6 protein-coding genes and 2 pseudogenes are annotated in these 9,907 nt (G+C 56.3%); all 8 read right to left on the reverse strand.

The genetic code is table 11. The features are described from left to right. Positions 1–623 precede the first annotated feature (623 nt). Positions 624–1,496, reverse strand: coding sequence for an ectoine/hydroxyectoine ABC transporter substrate-binding protein EhuB (ehuB, locus tag J8I82_RS36455; protein ID WP_209765297.1), 873 nt, complete (start codon positions 1,494–1,496; stop codon positions 624–626). 100 nt (positions 1,497–1,596) lie between these two features. Beyond that, on the reverse strand, positions 1,597–2,358 hold the full coding sequence (locus J8I82_RS36460; RefSeq protein ID WP_209765299.1) for an aspartate/glutamate racemase family protein: 762 nt from the start codon (positions 2,356–2,358) through the stop codon (positions 1,597–1,599). 237 nt (positions 2,359–2,595) lie between these two features. After that, positions 2,596–3,963, reverse strand: a complete 1,368-nt coding sequence (locus tag J8I82_RS36465; RefSeq protein WP_209765301.1) for an MmgE/PrpD family protein — start codon at positions 3,961–3,963, stop codon at positions 2,596–2,598. A 436-nt stretch (positions 3,964–4,399) separates the two neighbouring features. After that, positions 4,400–5,575: a threonine synthase gene (locus J8I82_RS36470; RefSeq protein ID WP_245180599.1), complete on the reverse strand. Its 1,176-nt coding sequence runs from the start codon at positions 5,573–5,575 to the stop codon at positions 4,400–4,402. Between the two features lie 14 nt (positions 5,576–5,589). Further along, on the reverse strand, positions 5,590–6,603 hold the full coding sequence (locus J8I82_RS36475; protein WP_209765303.1) for a succinylglutamate desuccinylase/aspartoacylase family protein: 1,014 nt from the start codon (positions 6,601–6,603) through the stop codon (positions 5,590–5,592). Between the two features lie 19 nt (positions 6,604–6,622). Then, a complete protein-coding gene (locus J8I82_RS36480) occupies positions 6,623–7,822 on the reverse strand; it encodes a M24 family metallopeptidase (RefSeq protein WP_209765305.1) in 1,200 nt (399 codons plus the stop codon). Between the two features lie 168 nt (positions 7,823–7,990). Beyond that, positions 7,991–8,143 (reverse strand): annotated as a pseudogene (locus J8I82_RS39820) (IS630 family transposase); the annotation flags it as partial. A gap of 57 nt (positions 8,144–8,200) precedes the next feature. After that, positions 8,201–9,907: pseudogene (locus tag J8I82_RS36485) on the reverse strand (tetratricopeptide repeat protein); the annotation flags it as partial.

The following is a 9,907-nucleotide window of genomic DNA, read 5'->3' on the forward strand; positions in this document are numbered from 1 at the left end:
TTGGCGGCCTCGGCTCATCCCGCCATGATATCCGAGGCGATTAATTATTCAACCTATTTACGGGATGTTGTACTAGGCCTGGCTTTGCGGGATTGTTCAGGGCCGACTAGTGACCAAGCCGAAATGCCACAAATTCTTTGTTTTGCATAGTCTATAGGTCTTTTGTAGTCGCCGAGAGGAGGCGGACAGCCGTCAGGGTAAGCCTCTCGACTGACCCGACAAGCCGCTGCCTCATTTTCCGCCTTGTAACACGACTCCCTCCCTCGCGTGACGCGGCTGAGACACGCCTAATTATTGAACGTGCAATTCTTTCAAAAGCCACTCGATCCGGTGTCTCGCGTCGCTCTCTCTCGCTGAACCAAACTACCACAAGCCGGCTGACCGTCTAGATGCAGGTTAATCTAGCCGACAGGCATTGCGGGAGTTAAGTTGTCCTGCAGGTCACCGCGGAAGGAGGACGCTCCACAAGAAGGGCAGCGATTCGACCTGCGGGACGCCAGTCCTGCGCCCCGCCCCCCAGGGTTCGGGGGCGATGGCATGCGCAATCAAATAATTGCTGCAATGCCACCGCTACGCTGATATCGCACTGGAGCATGCACGCCCCATCAACGGTACTCTGCTTTTTACTTGTAATAGTCAGGCGAGCACAGCTCCTTCACCGTCAAACCTTCCGGAGCTTCCGGAAATCCGTACTTTGCCAGGATGGTTTTTACCGTGCCATCAGCTTTCAGCTTCTCAAAGCTTGTATTGTAGGCGTCGCGGAGATCGGCATCCTCGGGCCGAAACACCATGGCACCATAGTTAGCAGCCTCGCGACCATTCTTGAGAATGCGTCCCTTAAATGGAAGGGCTCGTTCAATGCGATCGTTGAGCGCAGGTTGCTTGAGGAGTGTATCGGCAGTTGCCGCACCAAACGTGATGGCGTCGATCCGTCCGGCTACGAGCGCGGCAACACCAGAATCAACACTCTGAAACAACTGCATCCGCTCTCGAGGAATGCCTGCACCAACCGCATTTTCGGTATTGGAGCTGCCTCGGCCGCCGCCCATCCGAATAGCCGGATTGTTGATAACATCTTGATAGCTGTGGATTTTTAACGGATTGCCTTTCTTAACGAGCACCCCATCGATGCTTGCAAGATCTGGGTTACTGAAGACTACTTGCTTGCAACGAGGTGCCGTTATGCCCATACCGGCCGCAATGACATCGACTTTCTTCGCGAGCACGCTCGGGATAAGGGCACCGAACTCCATATTAATAAATTCGAACTGCTTGATTCCAAGCGGCCGTAAAACGGCTCTAATCAGATCCGGGTGAACTCCGGAAACACTACCATCTGGATTGATAAACGACCACGGAGAATTATTGGTTATACCAATCGTGATACTTCCGTCTCGCAGAACACGCTCCTTAGTCTGCTGAGCCGTTGCGGCTGTTGAGGCGGTCATGCCAACGGCCACAGCCATACACATAAAAAATTTCGAAAGTGAAACCATATTTGTCTCCTGCTTGTAGTAGGTGGCGTTTATTGCGCCATTTGAGCGGCTGACCGGCGGAAGGCTATCAAGCCGCTATCCGATCTGCCAGTCCAAAACCCTATGCTAGCGCCGTTTTCGCGAAATGAAGAAGATCTAATACTGGAATGGACGTAACTTCACGGATTGATTTCCGAAAATCCGGAACCAACGTGCATTCCAGCACCAAGACACCGATGTTATTGAAAGCCCCATCCTTGTCGAACGCCTCAACCAGGCACTCAGTCAACTGTCTGGCCATACCGTCTTTGCTCCAACGGCATGGATTTTCGTCGGCGCACCGGTCAAAGACCCAGTTCGCCCAGTCAGGCAGGCTACTTATGCTAAGGAAACGAAGGCGGTCAAAACCGGGATGATTTTCCAGTAGAGGTACAAGCGGCTTCGCGTCCCAAGTGATAATTCCAACAGGCGACTTAGTCATGCGCAGTGCGAGGTCGAGAAATTCGAGCGCACTGGTCAGTACGGGCGTAGATGTTTGTCCATATAGGTGTTCACGGGACGCCCACATATAGCCGCAATTCCCGATGATCAGATCGGTGCGTCCATCGAGTCGCTTAGCCGCCTCCAGAATGCCATTGGCAGCCGCGGGAGTCGGAATCTTGTTGGACGCTGCATCGGCACCCTGGGCAATGGTCTTGCTTAAAGGCACCGGCCACAGGGCTGGGTCGTCCACCATGAAGGGCATCACTGACCCCTCATCGCCACTCTCGCACGATTGTTTCATTTCGTCACCGGAGTCCAGCTTGATGACTCCCAGGACCGGCCTTTTCTCACGAGAGTCCGCCTCTCGCACCACACTGTCACCTTGCTTGAGTTCTGACACTGTCATCTGGACCTTACACTGATTCAATAGGACTTCATGGCATGACGGAAACACGATGGTTACCAGTTCCGGCGAGCCAACAAATTTCCAGGGCGTCGCCCCTGCACCACCGCACCGGCAGTGCCGCTCCAAAGCCTCCTACGGCCGTCATCGGGCCGGTAAAAGCCCGCCATTACAACGCCTCCAACGGAAGAAAGAGGGGCGCACTGGCAGGGCGTCTTCGAACAGCCTGTTCGACTAGAGACTTATCGCCGTCGGGCTGGCCATCACTTCGAGAAGTGGCGTGATTTCGCCACGCACGAGATCTTCTACAGCCCGCAGCACGTCGTCCTGTTGGCTATGATTTAGAGTATTCGCCGACGCTCTTCGAAACTTGCGCCCAAGTATCTTCATTGACATGGGTTCATCCTGATCCCAAGGGGCCGACGTCGCTGGCGACGAGTACGCCCCGCATGCGGTTACGACCTCCACGCGATTTCGTTGGAGCTGAGGAAATAGCGCGCTGTACTCGGGGTCTACCAAAATTTCAACTTTCTCAGCGAGAGCGCATAAATCTGGCCGATCGAGCAATGACTCATCAATTGGCAAGAAAGCGTCGCTACCTAAGATTGCCATAACCGCCATGGAGTAGGGAATACTGTATTGGATGTCGGTCAGATTTTCTGGTCGCGTTTTGTTAGATAACCTTAGCGCATAATCATAGATATAAACCTTTATCTCGATGATGTCACTTGGCTGAATGTCATGCTTCTTGATCAACGTTTCTAGTGCCTTAAGGGCCGGATGGAAATGTCGACAAGTGGCATACGGTTTGAAATAGTTGCCCTTGATTTTCATCTCACCTTCACCTAACCCTCGAAGGATGTGCTCCGAATCGTAAAAGGGTGAATGATCTAGAATATCGTTGAAACCAGCATGCCCAAAATTTGCCAGCATGAATGACGTGTACCCGGTCACGGCACTCCAAGGAATGCCTTCTTTAACATCTGCTCCAAGCTGACTTGTGTACGCTGTAGCGATCAAGTTAGGGCTAAACACTCCCGCCAATGCCAAACTGTTGGCAAGCTGATCGTGCGAAGCACGGCGCAGCCAACATAGAGCCGCTGAAACACCGAATCCCGCCCAAACGCCGGTCTGTCCGTGTGCGCCTTTTTGTCCGTGGTCGCCACGTCCGGTCTTAATTCTGATTCCGACTTCGTAGCCAATCGCGATTGCACTCAGTGCATCATCCGCAGAACTCCCGATTTCAGCGGCAAACGCTAGCACCGCAGGAACTATTGCGGCTGCGGGATGCCCGCGGGCTTCCCTATGTCCGTCGTCCATATCCAGTACAGCTGCCGCGGAGCTATTGGCGAAAATTGCGCCTGCGGCCGTTGTCCTTCGTCCGTCAAACCAGATGGCGACATCTCCCTTACCGAACAACTCAACACTAGCCTGGCGTGCCGCTACCACGCTGGGTACATGCACTCCAGCCGCGGCCGCAGCTAGCGTATCCAGGATGCACATTGCGGCGCGATCCTTGACTGTGTCCGAGATGTCAGTCGGTCGCAAGTCGCACACATAGCGCGCTAGCCGCTCAACTGTTGAATAGCGTATTTCGTTCACTGGCTCATCCTGGTTGACTTCTCCAATGAGGACAAATGGTGATACGACCATAGTAGATATACTTGTTATACCTACTCTAGCACAACCTCCTGTCAAGTTCTAGATAGTCATCGTCCGCCGGTCGCGTGGTTCCCGGTAGGGGCAACGCCGGGAGAAGCTCTCAATCGGTGTGAGTGGAAGTTGCTAATGGACGGCGACCAAAAGTGTTGCCGAATGGCGCAGACAACGGGCTGAGCGGTAGACGGCATCGGCCGGCGACTAGAGTAACTGCCGGCACGAGACGGTACGGAGTTGGGCTACCAGTCAATTGTGAGAATGACAGAAGCCGAAATTAAGCGGAACGCTTAGGCAGCCGAAGACAGGCAGAGTTTAAAACAGTCAGCTTCGCGAACTCCCCACGGCGGCTTCGACCGAGGCCGGAACTGACATTGTGCCGTCATCCGACCGAAACCAAAGGTAGTGGGTGATCGTAACGCGCGTCCTCTTTGTACCCATGCGAAGTAACGACGAGCACCACATGTGCTTCGGAAGAAACGGTTCGCTCACGGACGAGTTGCCTGAGGCCAGACAGCGCAGCTGCACTGGAAAGTTCGGCATAGAGTCCCGCTTGTGCCAATTTTCGCTGATCGCTGATAACCGCGGCCTCATCGACGGTCGCGGTGCTTCCACCGGTCAAGCGCAATGCCTCCAGCGCCTGATAGGTTACAGTAGACCCCCCAATAGAAGCCATTTTCGATTCCCCAGGGAAATCCCCTCGCAAGTCTGCACCATCGAAGACCCGGGCGATTCTAGGGAACGGCTCCACTGCATGCACCTTCGGCACCGCGGGGACAAGGCCTGCCTTCTTAAGGTCCAGGTAACCCCGTGCGATACCCCATAGGATGTCGCCTCGCGCTGTCGGGACGATGATGTCAGTCGGTGGAGCGTCAGCATCGCATTGACCGTATAGTTCCAGCGCAATCGCGCGGTAGCCGTCTACGCCAAACGGATTACTGCCCACAGGAGGTGTCAAATAGTTCGTAGCCGGATACCACTCTCCCGCAACGGATTTACGACGAATAAGTTCCCATCGTTCCTCCGGCGTCGCGGTGGCGATCAGCTCAGCCCCATGCATTTCTACAGCGCGGCGCCAGTTGCCACTCATTTTTGGCGTGGTGACGACCACGCATCGTAGTCCAGCGTGTGCTGCATATGCCGCGAGCGACACGCCGGCGTTACCACTAGACGCCGCTGCAACGGTGGTCGCACCGACCTCTTTAGCGCGCTGAACAAAGAGAGCACTCATCCGGTCCTTATGGGAGCCAGTCGGATTAGCACTTTCGTTCTTCGCGAAGAGAGCCCGAACGCCAATTTCCTCAGCCAACTTAGGCAACGCAACAAGCGGAGTCCTCCCTTCGCCGAGGAAGGGTCCACCAGAATAGGCCAACCATGTTTCGGGGTGGTCGCGGTCATACGTGTGTGGGACTTCCTCATAGTGTGGCGCGACACTAGTGGGAAAGCCCTCTGCCAAGCAAGCGGGGCACCCCTCAAAATAGTCGGCGATGGGATGCGAAGTGCCGCACCGGATGCAGTTCATGCCGGTGATGTACAAATTAAGTGATGTCCCGCTCATCGTCGTTGCCTAGTTTAGTTACCTGAAATGTCTCGCATCAATCCGTAAAGGCAGTCGCCGCGCCGCGTAAGGGTCGGAAAACGATGGCACGCAATAAGCCCGGAAGCTGGGAAAGACAGTGCGATTGGAGGCTCCGTCGGGCGACAGAATGAGTGCAAGTACCCCGCATGCTGCCCCGCTGTCACATCAACTCCGACGGCAACTGCCGGTTCAAACAGCCCGTCAGATTCGGCGTAGAGGTAATATTCCCGGCCCGGCACGTCAGTCATGCGGGTTTCATCGGCGGCAGCGACTTCGCGATCCTCTCGAATCCCCAAATGACTGAGAAGTCGTCTGACACCCGAACTGGCGATGTCTTTCCCCTTCTGGCGGTAAGTTGCGCCACCTCCCAGCTCTGCCGTGATGACGGGGACGCCCAACAGCTCGGCCGCTGCAGGTAAGGTGGTATTGCCCCCGCCGCCTTTGCCATCAGTCAGATAGCTCACGGGTGCGCCAAAGACCCGCACAAGTTCTAGCAGCTGTTGATGGCGCTCACGATCTGCAGACGGACGAATTAGAGCACAAGGCTGATATTCAAGTGAGCGTCCTCCAGAATGAAGGTCTACGACAATATCCGCCAGAGGCAAGATGATTTCAGTAACATAATGCGCGATCATTTCCGTCGCGGTGCCATGCGCCTTTCCCGGATAGACGCGGTTTAGATTACCCTCGTCAATAGGGGACACACGCCGCCCAGCCTCGACGGCTGGATAGTTAAGCGCAGGAAGAATGATGATCCTGCCGTGGATCTGGCTCGGCTCGATAGAACGCGCGAGCTCCATTAGGGCTATCTGCCCTTCATACTCGTCGCCGTGCGTTCCGGCGATGAGAACTGCTGTCGGTCCGTCGCCATTGCGGATGCAAACAACTGGAATAGGAATCCAGCCATAGGCCGATAGGTCGGTGGAAATCGGCAACCGTAGACAATCGGACTGCTTTCCGTCACGACTGAAATCGATCGGCGACCAAATACGCGTTGGTGTCGACATTACTAAGCCCTAATGGTATTTAAAGAATCACGGGAATCACTTCTGGCGACAGTGCTGATAGAAATTCAATACCTTCGTCCCGCACATAGATCACTTCTTCGAATTGGAACACTGCGCCATCTCGTTCTAGCTTTGGCTCGATATGCAGGACCATGCCAGGACGGATTTCGGTGTGGTCACTGGACGAAAGCGATGGTGGTTCAGTCACGTCCATGCCGCCACCATGGCCGATTCGAGAGACCGCCCCATACAGCTGGCCAGGCTTGAATTGATTCCACAGCCTGTTAAAATTGGCGTAGACGTCCGCGCACGTCATGCCAGCCCTGACGGAACGCGCCAGAGCATGGGTCAGATCCCGCATAAGCGTGTAGGTTTCTCTTTCCCACTGTTCCGGTTCACCCGCTCGTGCGGTACGGTTTCGGTCCGCTGGGTATCCGCCATAGGTTGCCCGAAAGTCCGTCCAAATATAATGCCCTGGTTCCAGCTGCCTTGCACTGGGTTGGCGGCCATAGGCGAAATCGCCTTTACTGAATAGCATCGCTATCTGATCAGCGCTTTCAGCTCCGTTCAGAAAAATTTCAGCTTGCATGCGCTGGTAAAGTTCGTACTCCGGCATCCCAAGGCGCGCGTCTGCAATGGCGCGATCGAAGGCGTCATTTACGATTGCGAACGCGGTGCGTTTTAGCGAAGCTTCAAAAGGCGATTTGATAAGACGAACGCGCCAGAGTGTCTGCACAGCGGTCAGCACTTTACCGCCCGAAGACAGATTATTCAGAGCTTCGACCAGCTCTAATGAGCCGAGCCCAGCCATATCCTGTCCATAATCAAGACCAATCCTCGGCGCAATGCCTTTGCAGGACTTGCGAATGCTGTCCACTACTAGTTCGACGCCCTCAGCGAGGTATCCATCATAATATTGTGCGGTAAACGCTCGAGGCTTTAGATTGACGTTCTTTGACTCGGTCTTGCTGCCCAACACAAAGAAGTCATTTTCGGTGATAACTGCGAAGACCGGACGAGCTTTGTACGCCCAGGATAGCGTGTGAAAATCTGCGAAATATTGGATGTTCTTCTTATCGGAAAGGACGATCGCGTCGAGATGGTCTCGCTCCATCTCTTTGCGGATATTCCGCAGGCGTGCCTCAAGTTCCTCATGAGGCACATCGGGTGCAGGCGGAAGTGGACGCGGGATTTTGTCAGGAATGGAATTTTGGTTCATCGTGATTGCTCCGCCTGCTGGCCCGCGTTTGCGGGAACGCCGCAATAGCAAAAAAGGTCGTGTCTCTTCATCACTGTCCTCTGGGGTGTGGCTAGCGCCATCTAGATATACCTAGTATGCTATCTTGACAGAACCGTGTCAAGCCTTGCCTTATGGGCGCCGTCAAGTGTCATGCGTGACACCCTCTACGTAGCTCACCATGGTTAGTACTGGTTGTGTGCGTTCGAGCGCCTGGCCTTTGGCTCTTCTCGTCCACGCACAAGACCACCGGGCTCAGATACAAGCCGCTTATGTCGCCTACTTCTCAATGAAGTACGGGTCGCGCCCACGTCGCTTGAGGTGCGCCAGGTCAATACATTTTGTCTAGCTGATCACCGCTTACGACAAGCGCTGGATGAAGGCTTTTGCGTGGCGCGAATCGACAGTGTCCAAGCCCTCAGTGAAGGCACCATGAATCTTGGCCAGCATTTGACGCGCGGCATCGCTCTCGCCTTGACTGTGCCAAAGCCGGGCGAGGCTAAGCGTTGCCTGAATTTCAACTGACATAGCCTCCTGCTGCTGAGCAAGCGCAATTGACTTCAGAAAGCATGTTTTGGCGGCTTCAACCACTGCGGAAGCCTTGGGGTGCTCTCGTGGCAACTGCAGCATCAACTCGCCCTGCAGGCGGTTCAGCGTGGCTTCATCGAAACGTTCACCTGTGTTACCTACCAGCGCCAGCGCGTCGACGAGCACACGCAGTCCTGCTTCAGGGCGCCCTGCCTTGCCATAGGCATCGGCGAGCTGTCCGAGAAGGGATGGCCGTCCCAGTGCGGCGCCGGTAGCCTCGTGAGCTCGAAGGCCCCGTTGGATCAGCGCAATGCCTTCCTCATCTTTTCCCATCCTTGCGAGAGCCCAGCCTCGCAAGATCGTTGCCCAGGCCAAATAGAGCGGAAATCCATGCTCGCTCGAGAGGGCCAGCGTGGCATTAGCGTACTCGAGCGTCCTTTCCGGTTCGCCCCGGCGCTGATGCAGTTCGGCCGCGAAGATCAGGCTCAAGGCAAGGCCGAACGGGTCAGAGGCCTGCCTGGCCATCGCCAGGGCCTCTGCCGAGCAGGCAAGGGACTGATCCGGCAAGCCCAGATACCAGAGGATCCAGCTCAGTGTAGAGCGCATGTGGACCGCGGGGTTGCGCACATAGCGCAAGAGATGACCATAGGATGGCCGGTCGGGGCGGTGCAGTTCCAGCGCCTGCTCCATGTGGGAGCGGGCCGCAGTGAACTCGCCGAGGCGGAACACGGTCGAGCCGAGCACGCGGTGTGCCTCGGCCATCTGTTCCGGGTCCTGCGTATCCTGCCCGAGGCTGAGCAGCCGCTCGCCTAGCGCCTGCGCCGTCTTGAGCTGGGCGCGCAACAGGTAGAAGGACCACAGACCGAGTTGGGCCGAGAAGCACTGCGGCATGTCCTCACCCTGCTCGCTCAGCGCGAGGGCCCGCGTGTAGGTCACCTGCACCTCTGGGGCGCCGGAGCCGCGCGCGGCCATCCACGCCGGGCCAAGCATTAGCAGGAGCGTCAGTTCTTCCTGCAGGCGTTCGGGCGTGTCAGGCAGGGTCTTGAGCAGTTCGAGCGCCGCGCTGAGATGGCCAATCGCTTCGAGCTGGGCGGAGCGCTGCAGGGCCTGCTTGCCCGCCAGCTGCAGGTATTCGACCGCCTTCGGCACATTGCCGCTTTGGCTGTAATGATGCGCTAACTCGTTGCAGTACTCCTTAAGCCGGTCCGGGAACAGCGCCTCGATCGCCTGGGCCGTGCGCTCATGCAGGAGGCTACGCTGCCCCGACAATAGGGAGTTACTCGCGACTTCCTGGGTCAACGCATGCTTGAACGCGTACTCGACTTCGGGGTAAGCGGGACGCTCATAGATAAAGTCCCCGGCCTGGAGGTCGACTAGCAGCGGGTGCAGCGCGGTTTCGGGCTGCCCCGTCACATGCCGGACCAGACTGGACGGGAATTCGGTGCCGATGACCGCGAGCGTTTGCAGCAATCCCTTTTGCGGGACCGGTAGACGGTCGATCCGGGCCGCCAGCACCCCCTGCACGGTGGTCGGGATGTG

This window comes from Cupriavidus consociatus, assembly GCF_017814975.1.
GTDB lineage: Bacteria > Pseudomonadota > Gammaproteobacteria > Burkholderiales > Burkholderiaceae > Cupriavidus > Cupriavidus consociatus.

What these genes read in the sequence shown, in the direction of transcription:
- J8I82_RS36475 (WP_209765303.1), bottom strand. Translation starts at nt 6,603, where the DNA reads ATGTCGACACCAACGCGTATTTGGTCGCCGATCGATTTCAGTCGTGAC.
- J8I82_RS36470 (WP_245180599.1), bottom strand. Translation starts at nt 5,575, where the DNA reads ATGAGCGGGACATCACTTAATTTGTACATCACCGGCATGAACTGCATC.
- ehuB (WP_209765297.1), bottom strand. Translation starts at nt 1,496, where the DNA reads ATGGTTTCACTTTCGAAATTTTTTATGTGTATGGCTGTGGCCGTTGGC.
- J8I82_RS36480 (WP_209765305.1), bottom strand. Translation starts at nt 7,822, where the DNA reads ATGAACCAAAATTCCATTCCTGACAAAATCCCGCGTCCACTTCCGCCT.